16 protein-coding genes are annotated in these 18,006 nt (G+C 56.6%); 13 read left to right on the forward strand and 3 right to left on the reverse strand.

Features of this window, described 5'->3' with window-relative positions; translation table 11 throughout:
• Positions 1–7: 7 nt before the first annotated feature.
• Positions 8–394, forward strand: a complete 387-nt coding sequence (gene cueR, locus GS630_RS20315) for a Cu(I)-responsive transcriptional regulator (RefSeq protein ID WP_152460772.1) — start codon at positions 8–10, stop codon at positions 392–394.
• Positions 395–696: 302 nt separating this feature from the next.
• Here cueR and GS630_RS20320 read toward each other — a convergent pair whose 3' ends face one another.
• On the reverse strand, positions 697–888 hold the full coding sequence (locus tag GS630_RS20320; RefSeq protein WP_170608328.1) for a hypothetical protein: 192 nt from the start codon (positions 886–888) through the stop codon (positions 697–699).
• 123 nt (positions 889–1,011) lie between these two features.
• On the opposite strand from GS630_RS20320, the gene GS630_RS20325 reads away from it, so the two are divergent.
• The 4 genes from GS630_RS20325 to GS630_RS20340 all read left to right on the forward strand — a co-directional run bounded on the left by GS630_RS20325 (position 1,012) and on the right by GS630_RS20340 (position 7,940).
• Positions 1,012–3,207 carry an efflux RND transporter periplasmic adaptor subunit gene (locus GS630_RS20325; RefSeq protein ID WP_170417912.1) on the forward strand — a complete coding sequence of 732 codons (2,196 nt, stop codon included), beginning with the start codon at positions 1,012–1,014 and terminating at the stop codon, positions 3,205–3,207.
• Positions 3,204–6,383, forward strand: a complete 3,180-nt coding sequence (locus GS630_RS20330) for an efflux RND transporter permease subunit (protein ID WP_170417917.1) — start codon at positions 3,204–3,206, stop codon at positions 6,381–6,383. The genes GS630_RS20325 and GS630_RS20330 overlap by 4 nt, the downstream gene beginning before the upstream one ends.
• A gap of 29 nt (positions 6,384–6,412) precedes the next feature.
• Positions 6,413–6,754, forward strand: coding sequence for a copper-binding protein (locus GS630_RS20335; RefSeq protein WP_170417920.1), 342 nt, complete (start codon positions 6,413–6,415; stop codon positions 6,752–6,754).
• Positions 6,755–7,319: 565 nt separating this feature from the next.
• The gene (locus tag GS630_RS20340; protein WP_170417923.1) at positions 7,320–7,940 is read left to right on the forward strand and encodes a trans-aconitate 2-methyltransferase; all 621 of its coding nucleotides are present in this window, start codon (positions 7,320–7,322) and stop codon (positions 7,938–7,940) included.
• 73 nt (positions 7,941–8,013) lie between these two features.
• Here GS630_RS20340 and GS630_RS20345 read toward each other — a convergent pair whose 3' ends face one another.
• Together GS630_RS20345 and GS630_RS20350 are read right to left on the reverse strand one after the other, a co-directional pair.
• The gene (locus GS630_RS20345; RefSeq protein ID WP_237217564.1) at positions 8,014–9,444 is read right to left on the reverse strand and encodes an ATP-binding protein; all 1,431 of its coding nucleotides are present in this window, start codon (positions 9,442–9,444) and stop codon (positions 8,014–8,016) included.
• Positions 9,408–10,133, reverse strand: coding sequence for a response regulator (locus GS630_RS20350; protein WP_170417925.1), 726 nt, complete (start codon positions 10,131–10,133; stop codon positions 9,408–9,410). The genes GS630_RS20345 and GS630_RS20350 overlap by 37 nt, the downstream gene beginning before the upstream one ends.
• A 172-nt stretch (positions 10,134–10,305) precedes the next feature.
• On the opposite strand from GS630_RS20350, the gene GS630_RS22465 reads away from it, so the two are divergent.
• The 8 genes from GS630_RS22465 to GS630_RS20390 all read left to right on the forward strand — a co-directional run bounded on the left by GS630_RS22465 (position 10,306) and on the right by GS630_RS20390 (position 17,810).
• On the forward strand, positions 10,306–10,821 hold the full coding sequence (locus GS630_RS22465) for a calcium-binding protein (protein WP_170417928.1): 516 nt from the start codon (positions 10,306–10,308) through the stop codon (positions 10,819–10,821).
• A 251-nt stretch (positions 10,822–11,072) separates the two neighbouring features.
• On the forward strand, positions 11,073–11,795 hold the full coding sequence (locus tag GS630_RS20360; protein WP_331252139.1) for a TVP38/TMEM64 family protein: 723 nt from the start codon (positions 11,073–11,075) through the stop codon (positions 11,793–11,795).
• Positions 11,792–12,160, forward strand: a complete 369-nt coding sequence (locus GS630_RS20365; RefSeq protein ID WP_157054266.1) for a hypothetical protein — start codon at positions 11,792–11,794, stop codon at positions 12,158–12,160. The genes GS630_RS20360 and GS630_RS20365 overlap by 4 nt, the downstream gene beginning before the upstream one ends.
• An 84-nt stretch (positions 12,161–12,244) precedes the next feature.
• Complete coding sequence (locus tag GS630_RS20370) at positions 12,245–12,604, forward strand: hypothetical protein (protein WP_152460765.1); 360 nt, start codon at positions 12,245–12,247, stop codon at positions 12,602–12,604.
• 132 nt (positions 12,605–12,736) lie between these two features.
• On the forward strand, positions 12,737–13,786 hold the full coding sequence (locus tag GS630_RS20375) for a YncE family protein (RefSeq protein WP_170417931.1): 1,050 nt from the start codon (positions 12,737–12,739) through the stop codon (positions 13,784–13,786).
• Between the two features lie 132 nt (positions 13,787–13,918).
• Positions 13,919–16,204 carry a copper-translocating P-type ATPase gene (locus tag GS630_RS20380; RefSeq protein ID WP_170418025.1) on the forward strand — a complete coding sequence of 762 codons (2,286 nt, stop codon included), beginning with the start codon at positions 13,919–13,921 and terminating at the stop codon, positions 16,202–16,204.
• The gene (locus tag GS630_RS20385; protein WP_255612171.1) at positions 16,201–17,535 is read left to right on the forward strand and encodes an APC family permease; all 1,335 of its coding nucleotides are present in this window, start codon (positions 16,201–16,203) and stop codon (positions 17,533–17,535) included. The genes GS630_RS20380 and GS630_RS20385 overlap by 4 nt, the downstream gene beginning before the upstream one ends.
• Positions 17,532–17,810 (forward strand): DUF2933 domain-containing protein, encoded by a 279-nt coding sequence (locus tag GS630_RS20390; RefSeq protein WP_170417934.1) that lies wholly within the window; start codon positions 17,532–17,534, stop codon positions 17,808–17,810. The genes GS630_RS20385 and GS630_RS20390 overlap by 4 nt, the downstream gene beginning before the upstream one ends.
• The last annotated feature ends 196 nt before the right edge of the window (positions 17,811–18,006 follow it).

The following is an 18,006-nucleotide window of genomic DNA, read 5'->3' on the forward strand; positions in this document are numbered from 1 at the left end:
AACCGCTGTGAATATCGGAGATGTAGCAGAACGTTCGGGTCTGCCTGCCAAAACCATCCGTTATTACGAGGATATCGGATTCATCAAACCCAGGCGCAGTCTGAACGGGTATCGACATTTCGACGAAAAGGAACTGCACAAACTGGCCTTCATCGGGCGGGCCCGCTCATTGGGCTTTACCATTGAGGATTGCCGTTCACTACTGGCGTTGTACGAGGACAAAGAACGCGCAAGCGCGGACGTGAAGGATATCGCCAAACAGAACCTAAAAGAAATAGATGCCAAGATCGCGGACCTGAAGGCCATGCATGCTACACTGTCTCATTTAATCGATGAATGTGCCGGAGACCACCGTCCCGACTGCCCGATCCTGAAGAACCTCGGCCAAACTTAGATGCGCTCATCGTATGAACTGCCTCCTATTTTGGCAGTTTGTTACGTGTATTCGCGGGAATCCGCTTCATTTCGATACAGCGCACCAACTCACCTGTTTTTTCCTCCGACTGGCTTGAACACTCGTTACGTTCGTCCTAACTGCACGGGATGAAGTGGAAGTTTTTCTCAGTGTTGCGAATGACGTTTCTGACATGCGTCTGCTTGGCGATGACCTTCGTCGGCACTGTTGTGGTCGCGAGCAGTGACGTCAAAAACAGTAGCACCTCTGAGCCTCACGGCGTTTCAATGGCTGCAAAGTCATCAGACTTCAAACACGACCATAGCGGTTTGCATCCGACGACTGGCCAAATCCACACGGATAGCCACGTAAATCACAGCGGAGAATGTCATTCCGGTATCTGTTGTGTTGGCGAATATCCGACCCACGTAGGACTTGCGGTTTTGGCTGAAGCTTTTGGCCAGAAAAACCGTAACATGGATTCCGACATCCACAACTCTCAAGCGCCTCTGACGCCCGATCGTCCTCCACAAATCTCCTAACATCCACAGGCCCGTCAGCGCGGGTTTTCATGTTGTTTCGGTTCGAGCATGCACTGCGACCGTCAGGAGATTATTATGCGTGGAAGATATGCGGCACTATCAGTACTTGCCTTGGCGATTGGCCTGGGTGGAGGTGTCTTTCTTGAAAGACTGTACCTGAATCCAATTGATCAGGGCCAGTCGAACGAACCAGAGGTCCTTTATTGGGTAGCACCGATGGATCCGAATTTTCGGCAGCCTGGACCTGGAAAATCGCCGATGGGTATGGACTTGATCCCGGTTTATTCTGGGCAGGAACCTACCGGCGACCCTGAAGAAGTCACCCTGAGCGCTGCGGAAATCAACGCAATTGGTGTGCGAACTGCGGTTGCACGCATGACTGATATCGAACCTCGCATCGAAACGGTGGGTTTCGTCGGCTTTGACGAACACCTGACCAATCACGTTCATACGCGTGTTGAAGGTTGGATTGAGCAACTGAAAGTTCGAGCGGTCGGTGATCGCGTTGAGAAGGGGCAAGTTTTATTTGAACTCTTTTCACCACTGATCGCAGCTGCGACCGGCGATCTTGTACGCGCAGTCGAAGCTGGTGACCCGCGGATTTTGGACGCGGCGCGCAATAAGTTGATCAGCCACGGTATGTCCGCTCGTCAGGTTGCTGAGATTGAGGCGGGCGGTGAGTTGGTTCGAAATGTGGAAATTGAGGCACCTCAAAACGGTGTCGTCATAGCTCTGAATGCCGCCGATGGCATGTACCTGCAGCCAGGCACGCTTGCTTTTTCGGTAACCGATCTTTCTGAAGTATGGCTGATCGTTGATGTATTTGAACGAGATATTGCACGTTTGTCGGAAGATATGCGCGCGATAGCAAGGTTCGAGCACCTACCCGGTCGCACCTTCGAAGGCGACATCGACTATGTTTACCCTGAGCTTGATCCGCAAACCCGAACTCTTCCCGTAAGGCTTAGTTTCGATAACACCGACGGCGTGCTGCGGCCGGGCATGTTTGGCAGTGTTAGCCTTATACCGGATGAAAGCCGAAATGTTCTCACTGTTCCATCAGAGGCGTTAATTCGTACCGGTTCGGCGGAACGCGTCATCTTAAAAACAGGCGATGGTACTTTTCGCCCGAGACTGGTGACTACAGGTCTTCGAGACAGTTTCGGCGAGGGGGGTCGAACAGAAGTTCTGCAAGGGCTTGAACCTGGTGAGGAAGTTGTCGCATCCGCACAGTTTCTAATCGACAGTGAAAGTGCTTTGAGCGCCGGTTTCACCCGAATGGCACCAACGGATACCGAACCAGCACGCGGGGCAGGCACCCTGGTTTCACTCGATGCCCAAAATCGTATGGCAACTGTTCGTCACGATGTTCTCGAAAGCCTCGATTGGCCCGCAATGACTTCGCAGTTTCCGGTGAGGTCTGGTGTTTCGCTCGACAGCTTGAGTGCAGGCGACGCAGTCGCTTTCGTGATCGCACGGGGTGCGGATGGGCTTCTGAGCCTGATGGAGCTTGCACCAGACGATGGTATTGCCGGAACTGGTGCCGGAATCGCGCGCGCCGTCACTTCAGACGGCAAATTGACGCTTGAGCACGGACCGATCCCCGAGCTCGGTTGGGCCGCCATGACAATGGATTTGCCTGTTGTAGGAGTAGATCTCACTACCGTGCCAATCGACATGCCAATTGAGTTTGATCTGGCTGAGGGAGAAGGGGGGATGTTCTCGATTGTGGCAATTCGCGAAGAGGGCTCGCCGCCGACGGATTCCGTTGAACCCGAAGAAACCGACACGCCTTCTGCTCCACCGATTGTAGTCACCGGCACGATCAACCTCGTTAATGCTGAGGCGGGAACGGCAACCATCACTCACGGGCCGATGACTGAGATTGGCATGCCCGGAATGACCATGGATTTCCCATTAGAACCTACATTGGACACAAGCATGCTCGAAGTCGGTTCTGAAATGACTCTGACTTTCGCGCGTGCAGATGGCATGACAATGGTGTTGGCTGCGGCAACGCCTATTGCACCGCCACTTCAGGTTTCTGGCCGGATTAACAGTATCGACCCGAACGCGCGTACCGCGAACGTAACACACGGTCCGATGACTGAGATCGGCATGCCGGGCATGACCATGGATTTCCCGGTTGCGGAGGGGATTGAGGTTTCTAACTTGCCTGTAGGGATTGATGTTTCTTTGATCCTTCGCCGCAATCCCGACTTTTCGATGACGCTGTTAGAGGTCGCGCTTGATGGGAGTGTTACGCAGTGATCACGGCCATCATTCGTTCTTCGCTCGCCAACAGGTTCGTCATCTTGGCCCTCGCATTCATGATAGGAGTTGCGGGTATTTGGGCCATTCGTGAGACGCCGGTTGATGCAATCCCGGATCTGTCGGATGTCCAGGTAATTGTTCGCACGCCATATCCCGGGCAAGCGCCTCAAGTTGTCGAAAACCAAATCACATATCCACTTGCGACAGCCCTATTGGCCGTACCCGGTGCAAAAGACGTTCGCGGGTTCTCGTTCTTTGGAGACAGCTTTGTATATGTTGTCTTTGAGGACGGGACGGACCTCTACTGGGCTCGGTCGCGTGTGCTCGAATACTTGGGCCAGATTACCGGCAGCTTACCTGAGGGCGTGTCACCACAACTTGGCCCTGATGCGACTGGGGTCGGGTGGATTTATCAGTATGCGCTGGTTGACAGAACCGGAAATCATGATCTGGCTCAGCTCAGGACTCTGCAGGATTGGTTTCTGAAATACGAATTACAAGCCGTGGAAGGCGTCTCAGAAGTCGCCACCATCGGCGGAATGGTCAAACAGTACCAGGTCGTCGTCGACCCAAACAAACTACGTGCCTATGACATAACACTTGCACAATTGAGGACGGCTATTCAGGCGGCCAACCGCGAGACGGGCGGCAGCGTCATTGAGATGGGGGAAGCCGAATTCATGGTCAGGTCCTCGGGCTACATTGACGAATTGTCAGACCTTGCAAGCGCGCCGTTGATGGTCAACGACCGTGGCGCCGCTCTGACGCTTGGAGACGTCGCTGAAATCCGTCTGGGGCCGGAAATGCGGCGCGGTGTCGGAGAACTCGACGGGCAAGGAGACGCGGTTGGTGGAGTAGTCATTCTGCGATGGGGTGGGAATGCGTTGGCAACGATCAAAGCGGTGGAGGCGCGCATCGAAGAGTTGCGCTCAAACCTGCCGGAGGGGGTCGAAATCATAACGACCTACGACCGATCTGGTGTGATCGAGCGTGCTATCGATAACCTCCAGAAGAAACTGACGCAGGAATTCATTGTCGTTGTTCTTGTGTGCGCGGCTTTTCTACTTCATCTGCGGTCATCCCTCGTAATTCTTCTGTCGCTCCCTCTGGGAATCTTTGCCGCATTTATTCTGATGAAGGCGCAAGGAGTAAACGCAAACATCATGTCGCTCGGCGGCATAGCCATCGCTATTGGTGCGATGGTCGACGCATCGATTGTGATGATCGAGGCGATGCACAGGCGGTTGGAAAAAGAAAAGCTCACAGCAGAGAACCGATGGCGGATTGTGCAAGAGTGCGCTTCTGAGGTGGGACCAGCCCTTTTTTATTCTCTGGCGATTATCACGGTTAGTTTTTTGCCTGTTTTCGTTCTGGAAAATCAGGAAGGTAGGCTCTTCTCGCCACTCGCTTATACCAAAACCTACGCCATGGCTGCAGCCGCCATCCTTTCGATAACGCTGGTTCCGGTCTTGATGGGTTACTTTGTAAGGGGGCGTATTCTACCGGAGCGAAAAAATCCGCTAAATCGCTTGGTTGTGTTCGTGTACCGCCCATTTCTGGACGCGGCAATTGCCTGGCCATGGGCAACAACACTGTTGGCCGGCGTTCTGGTGACGTCCATGTGGTACCCGTACCAGAGAATTGGCTCTGAATTCATGCCCGAGTTGAACGAAGGTGATTTTCTCTACATGCCGAGCTTCTACCCCGGGATCTCGACGGGAAAAGCCCGTGAGGTACTGCAGCAGACCAACCGCCTGATCGCGACCGTGCCTGAAGTCGAAACTGTTCACGGTAAAGTTGGGCGTGCGGAGACTGCAACCGATCCAGCACCTCTAACGATGGTGGAGACCACAATCCAACTCAAGCCGGAAGAAGAATGGCGCCCCGGCATGACAATGGAGAAAATCCGGAATGAGCTCGATCGTATCGTTCAGGTTCCGGGCGTTACAAATGTTTGGATCCAACCTATCAAGAACCGCATCGATATGCTTGCGACAGGTATCCGTACTCCTGTCGGTGTCAAAATATCCGGCACCGACTTGGAGGTCATTACAGATATAGGGATCGAAGTAGAGCGTGCGGTCGCTGATATTGATGGAACGGCTTCCGCCTACGCAGAGCGACCTGTTGGCGGGCGTTTCATCGAAATCGACGTCAAACGAGATGCCGCCTCCCGATACATGATGAGTGTTCGAGAAGTTCAGGACGTAGTGCAGACCGCAATTGGCGGTATGCAAGTGTCGGAATCTGTGGAGGGGCTGGAGAGGTTTCCTATAAACCTTCGGTACCCTCAGGCATGGCGAGACAGCCCGGAACGGCTCGAAAATCTTCCTGTCGTCACGCCGTCGGGTGCTCATGTGCCACTGTCCGCTCTCGCCGATATTCGAATAGTTGACGGGCCGGGAATGATACGATCAGAGAACGCTCGACGAACTGGGTTCGTGTTCATCGACATCGCGGGGCGCGACCTGGGCGGCTATGTGGCCGAAGCACAAGAGGTGGTTACAGAAAAGGTCGACCTGCCTCCAGGTTACTCGCTGACTTGGTCAGGGCAGTATGAGTACATAGAGAGAATGCAGGACAGGTTGACGATCGTTGCTCCTGCAACCCTGCTAATTATCACGCTCATGCTTTTCTTGGCGTTCAATCGGGTGATTGAGGTCGGGATAATTCTTGCGGCGCTCCCGGTCGCATTGGCAGGTGGGGTTTGGTTCTTATGGTATCTTAACTTCGATATCTCAATTGCTGTGCTCGTGGGCTTCATCGCGCTGGCGGGAGTTGCCGTGGAAACAGCGATTGTCATGTTGTTGTACCTCAATCTTGCTTGGGAGAAACGTCGAGGGCTGGCGCAATCGGAACAGCGAAAGCTGACACGTGACGATATCGAAGACGCGGTGTTCGAAGGAGCCGTTCTTCGGGTTCGGCCGAAGGTAATGACTGTAGCCACGATCTTTGCAGCACTGATACCCATCATGTACGGCACCGGTACAGGCTCTGAAATCATGCAGCGGATCGCTGCGCCGATGATTGGGGGCATGGTGACAGCGACCCTTCTTACGCTTTTTGTCATTCCCGCAATATTCGTGATTTGGAAACGGCTCGCGCTCAATCGCGTGAACCGAGAGATCTCCCACACGATCCAGGAAGTGCCCCCTGCGCTTCCGGCAGAATAATACCCACAACCTTGAAACAGGAGCATCTGATGAAAACTTTGACTGCAATTTTGGCCCTATTGGCCGTGTCTACAACATCCGGCATCGCGCAAACGAACCACGGCATGGACCATTCCAACATGCCCATGTCTTCCGAACAGATGGAAGGTGCGGTCCACGCAAAGGCTTTGGTGAACTCAATTGGCGACGAAACCGCTAACGTCAGCCATGATCCGATCCCCGAGATCGGGTGGCCCGCGATGACGATGGATTTGCAGCTTCTTGAGAATGCCCAGATGATGGGTGAGATCAGCGCAGGTGACGAAGTCACACTGATGTTGGTCAAAAGCGATGATGGTATGTATGCGATCGGCGCGATCATGAAAAACTGAGTCTGTTGATGCGGCAGCTATTCACCAATGATGTGATTGTTCGCCGTTTCAACGACTGTAGGAAATTCTATGAACTAAGAGAAATGGAGTAGGAGCCACTCAAGAACCAAATCGTATTTCAACGATCTGTGGCTCTGCTCATAAGTTATCAGTCCATTGTCGGTTAAAGGCGCTTTAAGCAATTCGTTGACTGATTGAAGCTCCAAAGCTCAGAAAATCTTCCGGCTATACTGATTGAACAGAGCAATCCAGGCAAGCAGTACACAAACTGCCAACGCTTCGGTATCTCCGGCCCGCGCCACTGCAGTTAAACTGCGCAAAATTCTGGAGCTACTTGCGCAGCCCAGTGGAAATCTGACCGACAAGCAAATCCCACCTAAAACATTTCACAATTGGAATGTGTGTACTACATTGTCGCCGAGATGACTTCACGCGGCCATTCAACGGACCAGCGTCGAATTGTCTGGGGCGTTGCCTTGTTGGTTTTTGCTTCAGTCGAAAACGCAGCGCGGAGCGGTCAAAATGAGGATATCTCCAGGGCGACGACTTGGGAAAACGATACGACATGACAGCTAACACAAGAGAGCACTGGGACGATGTCTATGGCGAGAAGTTTGACACCCAATTGAGTTGGCACGAGGATGATCCAGAGATATCGCTTGAACTCATCGAGTTGATCAGAGTGTCTAAGCCTTCATCCGTCATCGACATTGGTGGAGGTACATCTCGTCTTGCTGGAGCGTTGCTTGCGAAGGGGCTCCATGACGTGACAGTTCTCGATCTATCGCAGGTCGCGTTGGACACGGCCCGGGAAAGGTTGGGGCGCGCCGCTGAAACAGTCACTTGGATTTCTGCAGATATAACTTCTTGGGTCCCCGATCGCAGATATGACGTCTGGCATGATAGGGCGGTTTTTCACTTTCTCGTGGATACATCGCAACGCGCGGCCTATCTGGAAAGCGTGAAGAAAGGGGTAAAAATTGGCGGCCATGTGATCATTGCTACGTTTGCACTTGATGGGCCGGAGACTTGCAGTGGTCTCCCTGTCGCCCGCTATAGTCCGAGCGATATCGCCGTGCTTTTTGAGGAACACTTTGAACTCGTCGCGCATCGCCATCACCTGCACCAAACCTCTTGGGGGGAAAGTCAGTCTTTCCAGTTCAGTGTTCTCCGCCGCTGCGTTTGAGCCCACACCTGAAACTGGCCCAAAGCGGTACGCTTCCAATAAGCTTTCGGGGCATGCCGATTGTGTTCACAAGTTACGTTTGGCCCTCAAAAACTGGCAGAACCACCTTAGCGCACAAGCCGCCAGTTTCCCCGTTTAGCAATTCTATCGTGCCACCGTGCGACTGGATGATCGTACGTGCGATCGACAGCCCCAAGCCGGTTCCGCCAGTCTCTCGCGAGCGGGATGTTTCAAGCCGCACGAATGGGTCGAATACCGCATCGAGCATATGCTCGGGGATGCCGGGCCCCTGATCCTGGATCAATATTTTTGCCTCATTCCCCTCTTGCATGACTGAGACGTTGGCCCGGGCACCATACCGGCAGGCGTTTTCAATGATATTGCGCAGAGCTCGCTTCATCAGCATCGGCCGAAGCGTGACGGCCGGATTGTCTGCGACCGATACTTCAACCGTGTCACCGGCTTGCACAATGTCTTCGGTCGTTTTGGTTACGAATTCACCAATTGGGACGGTACTGGAAGGTTCGCGCGTGGCCACGCCCTTGGCAAATGACAGGGTGGAGTCCACCATCTCCTGCATTTCCTCGATGGTCTCGATCAGATGGTCACGGGTCTCCTCTTCCTCCACCAGTTCGGCGCGAACCCGCAATCCCGTCAGTGGCGACCGCAAATCGTGACCCAGCGCCCCCAATAGTCTGGTCCGATCGGCAACATAGCGAGTCAGCCTATCACGCATATGGTTGAACGCCTGCGTCAAATCTCGCACCTCGGTCGGACCAGAAACCGTCAGTTCCTGGACGTCTTCACCGCGACCAAACTGGTCTGCAGCCAGTGACAGGCGGCGCAACGGGCCGGTCAGCCGTGTCAGTAGAAACCAAATGGCTGCTCCAAGAATTAAAGTTGCAGTGAAACCGAAGCTGACGAAGGACTGCAAAGGCCATTGCAGAGGAGGGTTATGGAACCGGGTATCCACGTTGAGCCATTGATCGGTCGTCAGAGCGATCGACAGCTGCATTTCAATTGCGGAAACGTGATCACGCATCATTGCCATGTGCATTTCAGCCATTGTAGACGGAACACCTTCAACCGGCAGCATATCGGGAGAGAACTCATGCAACTCTACCCGGATGGGACGGTTTTCATAGCCTGGCAGAATTCTGCGGATTGTGTTTTCGACCGTCCCACCAGCGCTATGTCCGGTGTGATCGACTGCGGGCGTATCTGTAAGGCTGAAACGCACCAGTGGAGAACTTGCCGCCCGCAGGATCGCGTCGTGCATCTCGGGTGGAGCTTCTTCAATCAGCCGCGCGATGTTTGCGGCGCGTCCGGCGGTTTCCAGGCCAAGGGCCATGTGCACTGCCATTGAGCGTTCGTCGACGAACAGCCACAGGCTGACCAGTTGCGCGGCAGCCAGCGCGGCGATGATCAAAAGGATAAGCTGACCGCGCAGACTTTGGGCAAAGGCTTTCATCCCGTAAGCTCGCTCACGTCGGTCGACAGGCAATAACCGCCACCTCTTATCGTGGTGATGAGCTTCGGCCGCGTTGGGTCAGCTTCGATCTTGCGACGCAAGCGGCTGACCTGGTTGTCGATCGTACGGTCGAACAAGTGCGGGCTGCGGCCGGCGGTCAAATCCAGCAGTTCGTCTCGCGACAGGAGTTTGCGGGGCCGCTGCAGGAATACGGCCAGCAGCCGGACATCGGCGGTGGTCAGACTTTCTTCGGCCCCTTCGGCGGATATCAAGGTGCGACTGTCGGCATCCAGAACCCAGCTTCCAAAGGCGATCCGTTTGCCGCTCAGATCGCCAGCCGGGGGGACGGTGGTTTCGGAACGCCGCAGGATCGCCTTGATCCGGGCCAGCAATTCACGTGGGTTGAATGGTTTGGGCAGGTAGTCATCGGCGCCGATCTCTAAACCCACGATACGGTCGGTGTCATCGCTGAGGGCTGTCAGCATCAGGATCGGCGGGCCACCGGCCGCGGACAGGCGGCGACAGACCGACAATCCGTTTTCGCCCGGCATCATGATGTCGAGTACGATAAGATCAATCCGACCGGCCGCCAGTCGTGCGTCCATCTCGGTTGCGTCGCGCGCGGTACTGGCGCGCAACCCATTCTTTTCCAGATAGCGGCTGACAGCATCACGGATTTCGCGGTGGTCGTCGACAATCAAGATATGTGGTGCTTCAGTCATGGCGCAATCATAAGCCCCGGCGCGGTACAAATCCCGGCTTTTTTGTATCCCTTTGTATCAGTTGGGCGGGCTGCGACACAACGATACAAACCGGGTTGAGCAGGGGGGTGGTGGCGCGACCGAGGGCGGCCATATGCTTTGTGTAGAAACAAAAACCCGAGAGGTGAAAGTCATGAAACGTACCTTCACGCTGGCCGCTGGAGCCATTGCCGCGACTTTGATGGCGCTGCCCGCGCTTGCCGCCGGTCAGCATGGCAGCAGCGCGCAGATGCAGGGCCATGAGGGCGGCATGATGCAGGGTGCGCCCGGCGGCATGATGGGCGATCACGCAGGCATGATGCAAATGATGGTGAAAATGCATGGCCAGATGATGGGCGGCAACTGGCTGGCGGTTCTGGACATGGACGAGGACGGTCGCCCGAGCGAATCTGAGATCGCCGAAGGTCTGAAGGCCCGGATGCAGGCGCATGACGTCAATGGAGATGGCAACCTGTCGATTGATGAGTTCGAAGCGCTGCATTCCGGGATGATCCGCGAAACCATGGTGGACCGATTTCAGCATCTTGATGCCAATGGCGATGGCGTTGTGACCACAGGGGAAATCGAGAAAGGCGCAAAGACGATGTCGCCGAAACACGGCATGAAGGCCTCGAAACCTGTGACAAAGGCTTCTGAAACCAACAACTGAAACGCAACCGTGTAGCCGGGTCATCGCACTCGGCACAAACCACTGAGGAACAAAGCGATGATGGGCTATGGCGCTGGAATGGGGTTTGGAATGATCTGGATGTTGCTGATCGCAGTGTTGATCGTTCTGGCGATCGTAGCGCTGATCAAATACATCGCTAAGTGACCTCGGAATCCGTCACTCCCGTTTAGGGGTGGAGGGCTATGTCATAGGAGGAACGAAAGCTGGAGGGCCTGCACAGCAATAGCCGTTTGGTTTTCATCGCGGTTTTGATCGCGTTGCTGATCGCCACCATCTGGTTGTGGCTGTCTGGCGCGTTGGACGCAGGACTATCGCGCGAAGTCATTACTGCGTGGGTGGATTGGGCCGGCCCGTTCGGACCCGTTGTCATCATCGGCTTCATGACAGCCGCAGTGGTTGCCAGCCCAATCCCCAGCGCTCCGATCGCTGTCGCTGCCGGGGTGGCATATGGGCATGGGCTGGGAACCGCATTGGTTGCTATCGGAGCGGAGTTGGGGGCGCTGCTGGCGTTCCTGATAGCCCGTTGGTTGGGGCGCGACGCGCTGCGCCAGTGGTTCGGCGACAAGCTGGACTTGGGGTTGCTTGGATCGCAGAATGCCCTGATGTTGACCGTGTTCACCAGCCGCCTGATGCCTTTCGTTTCTTTCGACATGGTCAGCTATGCCGCCGGTCTGACCCGACTTCAATTTTGGCGGTTCGCACTGGCCACCTTGGCTGGACTCCTGCCGGCCAGTTTCGTTCTGGCCCATCTGGGCAGCCAGATTACCGAAACCGCGACAGGCGGCACCAGCCTTGCGGTTATCGGGCTTGGGCTGTTGACGGGGGCGCCACTTATCTGGTTGGCTTGGAAACGCAAGATGCCTGTTGGCTCTTCAGACCACGAATTGAGCCAGATCAATGCGACCGGTCCAAGCGGCCCTAAACTGTTGGAGAATGGAGGAAACCCTAAGTGATCCGCGCACAATGGATATCAACTGCGACACGGACGGCCCGAGCCATGGGCCGGCTGCAGGTCCTGTTGATCTGTGCGTTGGTGGTTTCGATGCTGATCTCTGTTGTGCCGTCCCATGCCGGGCATGACATCGCGAAGGCCGCCACCCAGGCCGAGCTTGTGATCGATGACAGCGGTGGGTATCCCGCGTCTCATCCATCAGAAGAATTAGACTGCTCAGTGCACCCGGGCTGCTATGCGATGGCAGTTATGGCGGCACCTGAATTGCTCTCGATGCGTATTGCTACGCCCGTGGCGCCAGAACGGTTCCGGCCACGCGCAAGCCTGCCGGTCGCACCACTACCACATCCGCCAAACCTGTCCTGAACGTGACCGGCAATGGCTCCGGAATCGCTCCGGGGTCTTGCCCAAGCCGTTGATTGCGGCCCAACTCAGTTCAGGACACTTACCATGCTTACCATTCTGTACTTTTTCGTCACGGGCGTGGTGCTATTCGCACTGTTGCGCCTGACCTGTGGCCCCTGTGTGATGGGGACACAAGAACATCATCCCGGTGTTCCGGTGACAACCCTTGGCTGGGCGCTCAGCCTGTTTCTGGCCGCAACCTACCTGCTGTGCGTGGCCTTTGACCTGATCTTTCCAAGTTTTGCCATGTACCGGGCTTGGATCGGCCTGATGCCCGGAATGACTTGGCTCAGCCTGCCCTCATTCCTGTTGGGACTGTTATGGGCGTTTCTCTACGGCTGGTACGCCGCGTTGCTGTTCGGCGGACTGTTCAATGTCTTTGCGGCTCGCACAAAACTCAACTGATTGAAAGGACAAAGCCATGAAGGCCATCGCTCTGACCCTGCTTTTGACGCCCTTCCTGATGGCCGTCATCTACCGGATTTTTCTGCACGTGCCCGCCAATGCGCGCGTTTCAGTTGACGAAAGGAAACCTAAATGACCCTGTTCAATCTGGCCGCAGGCCTGTCCGTCGCAGCTTTGACTGCGCCTTCGCTCACGCTGGCGGCAACCGTGTTCATTCCCGAAGGCAGCGCGGACTCGGTTCTGGTGATCGACTCCGAAACCGGCAAGACCGTCGAGCGGCTGCCGAGGCTCGTGGCGGTCCATGGGCTGGCCGGCGCGCCCGGCTTTAAGTACCTGGTCGCGGGCAGCTACGCAGAAACCGAGGCCACAACGCCACCAAAACCCGAAGGTATGTCCAAGGATGAACACGCTGCGCACCACGCCAAGCGCGATGTCACTGCGTTGCCCAAAGACAAGGGGCGGAGCCTGCTGACGATCCTTGATGCGGAAACACGCGAGGTCGTCCGCCAGATCGAGGTTCCAGGTGCGGTGCATCACACTGCGGTGTCGCCCGACGGGCGGTTCGCGGTGGCGACCCATCCGGGCGGTGACGGTATTTCGATCGTCGATCTCGATAAGCTCAGCTTCCTTGGTTTCGTAGCAACCGGGCCAATGCCCAACTATGCGGTATTCGCGCCTGACGGCGACAGGGTCTATGTCACCAATACCGGCAATGGTACACTTAGCGAAGTGGATGTCGTCAAAGGCTTCGTCGTACGCAACATGCCCGTCGGCGAAGGCCCTGAGCATCTTGTACTTAACGCCACCGGCAGCGCCGCCTTCGTAGCCGACAGTGATGGTGGCAAGGCCTTCCGCGTAGATCTTGCCAGCGGTTCTGTCACCGAAACCTATGACATTGGAGGCGAGTTGCACGGGATCGGCCTGTCCGACCGCGAGGGCGTACTGTTCGTGGCCGCCAAAGGCACCGACCGGTTGTTGTCGATTGATCTTGCTACGGGCAAACAGCGCTCGACCAACCTGTCACCGGCACCTTATCACCTGACGACCATACCGAACTCAGGCAAAGTGATGGTATCAAGCCGAACCGAACCGAAGGTCTGGATCGTCGATCAAGTCAGCCTGACGGCTATTACCGAAATGCCGATACTGGGTGAGGGCCACCAGATGGTTGTTCTGCCCTGAAGGACTGTGCCCGGCATTGCGTAATTAAACGGCTCTACGACCAAAGCTTAAACCAGGGAGCAGAACATGACAGAAGACCACGACATCAGAATCCACGCGAACGGCCCGACCGAGGTCGCTTACGTCTGCCCCATGCATTCTGACGTGCGTCAATCTGGGCCCGGCGACTGTCCCAAATGCGGGATGCACCTTGTGCCCGAGGGCGAGGTGGATGCGCATGCGCATCACCACCATTCCGCGCATCATGGCGCGACGGACGAGAACGGTGAATATGACATCGTTCCGACAGGCTATGACGGACCCGTATATACCTGCCCGATGCATCCGCAGGTGCGGCAAACCCATCCCGGGTCCTGTCCACTCTGCGGCATGGGGTTGGAGCTGGAAAGCGCGGCGATGGTGGACGAGGGGCCGAACCCGGAACTGGTGGATTTCACCCGGCGCCTATGGGTAGGTGCGATTCTGACGCTTCCACTTTTGGTTTTCACGATGGGCCCCTACGTTGGGCTGTCTGGTGTGCGAGAGATTTTTGGTGAGCGAACAACCCTATGGATTGAACTGATACTTGGCACTCCGGTTGTTCTTTGGTGCGGTTGGCCATTTCTGGAACGAGGGTGGAATTCGTTTCGCACCATGAACCTGAACATGTTCTCGTTGATTGCCATGGGGGTTTCGGCCGCGTGGCTGTTCAGCGTTGTCGCCGTATTGATGCCCCACATATTTCCGGACGGTTTTCGAGATTCAGAAGGCCATGTTGGGGTCTATTTCGAAGCGGCCGCAGTTATCGTTACACTTGTTCTGCTCGGGCAGGTGATGGAACTGCGGGCACGCGAAGGCACAGGAAAGGCAATCCGCGCTTTGCTGGACATGGCCGCAAAGACCGCCCGCATTATCCGCCCTGACAGCAGTGAAGAGGAAATTCCGCTTGAAGAAGTACAGGTAGGTGACCGCCTTCGCGTACGCCCCGGCGACAAGGTGCCAGTAGACGGCATTGTACTCGAAGGGCGCTCATCTGTTGACGAAAGCATGATCTCTGGCGAACCGGTTCCGGTCGAAAAGGTACAAGGCGAGCCGGTCACAGGGGCCACAATCAACGGCACCGGTAGCCTTGTGATCGAAGCAACCCGAGTGGGCTCTGACACAATGCTGTCCCAGATTGTCGAAATGGTGGCCAACGCGCAACGCTCGCGCGCACCAATTCAGAAATACGCTGACAAAGTGGCGGGCTGGTTTGTACCGGCGGTCATAAGTATAGCTGCGCTGGCCTTTATTGCATGGGCAATTTGGGGACCGGCTCCGGCGCTCTCCTACGCCTTGATCGCAGCGGTGTCGGTACTGATCATAGCTTGCCCGTGCGCGCTTGGCCTGGCCACTCCGATGTCGATCATGACGGCCACGGGGCGCGGGGCGCAGGCCGGAGTGCTGATCAAAAATGCCGAAGCGCTGGAGCGGTTCGAGAAGATCGATACTTTGATCGTCGACAAAACTGGCACGCTGACCATGGGCAAGCCAAAGCTTGTGGCTGTATTACCCGAACCTGGCCATGACGAGGTCGAGGTGCTGCGGCTGGCCGCAACGCTGGAGAAGGGCTCGGAGCACCCGTTAGCTGAGGCAATCGTCACAGGAGCCGAGGAACGTGGCGTAGCCCTGTCCGACGCCAGTGACTTCGAGGCGGTGACTGGTAAAGGCGTGAAAGGCACGGTGGATGGCCGCCCCGTCGCGCTCGGCAATCTGAAACTGGTCACCGATCTCGGACTCGAGGCGGCCGAACTGACGGCCAAGGCCAATGCGCGTCGGGATGACGGCGAAACGGTGATGTTCGTGATGCTTGATGGTTCAGTGGCGGGGTTGGTCTGCGTCGCCGACCCGGTCAAGGAAACAACACCAGCCGCACTCAAGGCGCTGCACGAACTGGGTTTCCGGATCATCATGGCGACTGGCGACAACGAACGCACTGCAAAGGCGGTGGCCGAACGTCTGGGTATCGATGAGATTCGAGCCGACGTACTGCCCGAGGACAAGGCCCGCATAATTCGCGAACTGCAGGAGAAAGGCGCAAAGGTCGCCATGGCGGGTGACGGAGTGAACGACGCACCCGCGTTAGCGCAGTCCGATGTGGGCATCGCCATGGGGACCGGTGCCGACGTGGCGATCGAAAGTGCAGGCTTCACGCTGGTCAACGGAAGCCTTGATGGCATCGTGCGCGCCCGTAGGCTGGCCCGCGCTACCATGCGCAATATCCGGCAAAACCTATTCTTTGCCCTGATCTACAACGCCTCGGGCGTTCCGGTGGCGGCGGGTCTTCTGTTCCCGCTTTTCGGCATCCTGATCAGCCCGATGTTTGCGGCCTTCGCTATGAGTGCTTCATCGATTTCAGTGGTGTTGAATGCGCTGCGATTGCGGGGGGCGAAGATTTGAGCACGCACGAGCATAGTACCCACGGCGCCAGTGGCGCGCTGAAGCCCGGATCAATCTCGCTGACCGGAGCCGTCGCCATGGGGACCGGCGTGATGATTGGCGCTGGGATCTTTGCACTTACCGGACAGATCGCCGGGCTGGCGGGGCCATGGTTTCCGCTGTCCTTCGTGGTCGGGGCCGTGGTGACGGTTTTCAGCGCCTATACCTATATCGCCATGTCCAACGCCTGGCCCTCATCAGGCGGCATCGCCATGATCCTGACCAAGGCATATGGGCCCGGGGCGGTTGCGGCGGCGGCCTCGCTGCTGATGGCACTGTCGATGGTGATCAACGAAAGCCTCGTCGCGCGTACTTTCGCGACCTATGCGCTCCGCCCGTTCAACATCGAGAGCGGACCGCTGGTGTCTTTGGTCGCTGTTGCGCTGATCGTCTTTGCCTATGCGGTGAACCGGTCGGGCAACCGGTCGGTGGGGTTGTGGTCGATCATCATGTCGGCGCTCAAGATAGGCGGGATCGCAATATTCGGCATCGCCGCACTTTGGGCTGCGGGCGGAACCTGGCAGGTTCAGGGCTCGGAACCGGCCGCGCCGCTGGGGTTCGTCGCCTCGGTAGCCCTGTCGATCCTCGCCTTCAAGGGCTTTACCACCATCACCAACAGCGGGGCCGAGATCGTCGACCCGCACCGCAATGTCGGGCGCACCATCATGATCTCGATCGCGATCTGCGCGGTGGTCTACCTGCTGGTCGCCCTTGCCGTCGGTGTCAGCCTGCCGCCCGAGCAAATCCGCGCGGCGCAGGACTATGCCCTGGCCGAGGCTGCCAGGCCGGTGCTGGGGCAGGGCGGGTTCTACCTGACCGTGGCGCTGGCGATGGTGGCGACGGCCTCGGGGCTGATCGCCAGCGTTTTCGCTGTGTCCCGGATGCTGGCGATGCTGACCGACATGAAGATGATCCCGCACAGCCATTTCGGCATGACGGGCAGCATCCAGTCTCACACGCTGATCTACACGGTCGTGATTGCGGGCCTGCTTGCGGTGTTGTTCGACCTGTCTCGCATCGCCTCGTTGGGGGCGTTCTTTTACCTGGTGATGGACATGGCGGTGCATTGGGGTGTCTGGCGACGCTTGCGCGGTCAGATCAAAGCCCGTGGATGGGTCTTGCTGACCGCCCTGGCGCTGGACTGCGTAGTCCTGACCGCGTTCACAATACTCAAGCTGCGCTCCGACCCGATGATCGTAGTATATGCCGTTGCTGGCATCGGCTTGGTCTTCGTCTATGAGCGCATCTTTCTCAAACAATGGATCATCGAAAAGGAGACAAATCAGCTATGACCCAATCAAATTTCGACGAAACCCGCGCCACACAGGAGACGACCGAAAGGGTCAGCTCTGACGTAACGGCCGAAGCGCCCAAAACCGAAGATCAGACGGCCAACGGTGCCAAGCGTAATTGGCTCCCGGTTGTCATTGCGATCGCGTTGGGCGCCGCTGTTCTGGGCTGGGAATACCGCGAGACACTCTATCCTTTGCTCAGTTCTCCGTTGCTGTTCTTGCTGGTCTGCGTGGGCATGCATTTCTTAATGCATCGCGGCCACGGCAAACACTGAGAACGGCGCCCTGTATGGCTGGCGGCTTTGCGGCAAGAACACTGCGCAACAAGGAGCAGCAACGGCCAACTGATCAGAACAAATTTGTAACCCAATAAGGAAGGGAAATTGCCATGTTAGCAAATCCAATTCGGAGAGCAGCAACTGAACTGCACCTGACGGCCGGTGCACTAACTGTAAAGGCATTGCACGGTGA

Source organism: Ruegeria sp. HKCCD7303 (genome assembly GCF_013111185.1).
Taxonomy (GTDB): domain Bacteria; phylum Pseudomonadota; class Alphaproteobacteria; order Rhodobacterales; family Rhodobacteraceae; genus Ruegeria.

What these genes read in the sequence shown, in the direction of transcription:
- GS630_RS20380 (WP_170418025.1), top strand. Translation starts at nt 13,919, where the DNA reads ATGCATTCTGACGTGCGTCAATCTGGGCCCGGCGACTGTCCCAAATGC.
- GS630_RS20390 (WP_170417934.1), top strand. Translation starts at nt 17,532, where the DNA reads ATGACCCAATCAAATTTCGACGAAACCCGCGCCACACAGGAGACGACC.
- GS630_RS20375 (WP_170417931.1), top strand. Translation starts at nt 12,737, where the DNA reads ATGACCCTGTTCAATCTGGCCGCAGGCCTGTCCGTCGCAGCTTTGACT.
- GS630_RS20335 (WP_170417920.1), top strand. Translation starts at nt 6,413, where the DNA reads ATGAAAACTTTGACTGCAATTTTGGCCCTATTGGCCGTGTCTACAACA.
- GS630_RS20340 (WP_170417923.1), top strand. Translation starts at nt 7,320, where the DNA reads ATGACAGCTAACACAAGAGAGCACTGGGACGATGTCTATGGCGAGAAG.
- GS630_RS22465 (WP_170417928.1), top strand. Translation starts at nt 10,306, where the DNA reads ATGAAACGTACCTTCACGCTGGCCGCTGGAGCCATTGCCGCGACTTTG.
- GS630_RS20350 (WP_170417925.1), bottom strand. Translation starts at nt 10,133, where the DNA reads ATGACTGAAGCACCACATATCTTGATTGTCGACGACCACCGCGAAATC.
- GS630_RS20370 (WP_152460765.1), top strand. Translation starts at nt 12,245, where the DNA reads ATGCTTACCATTCTGTACTTTTTCGTCACGGGCGTGGTGCTATTCGCA.
- GS630_RS20325 (WP_170417912.1), top strand. Translation starts at nt 1,012, where the DNA reads ATGCGTGGAAGATATGCGGCACTATCAGTACTTGCCTTGGCGATTGGC.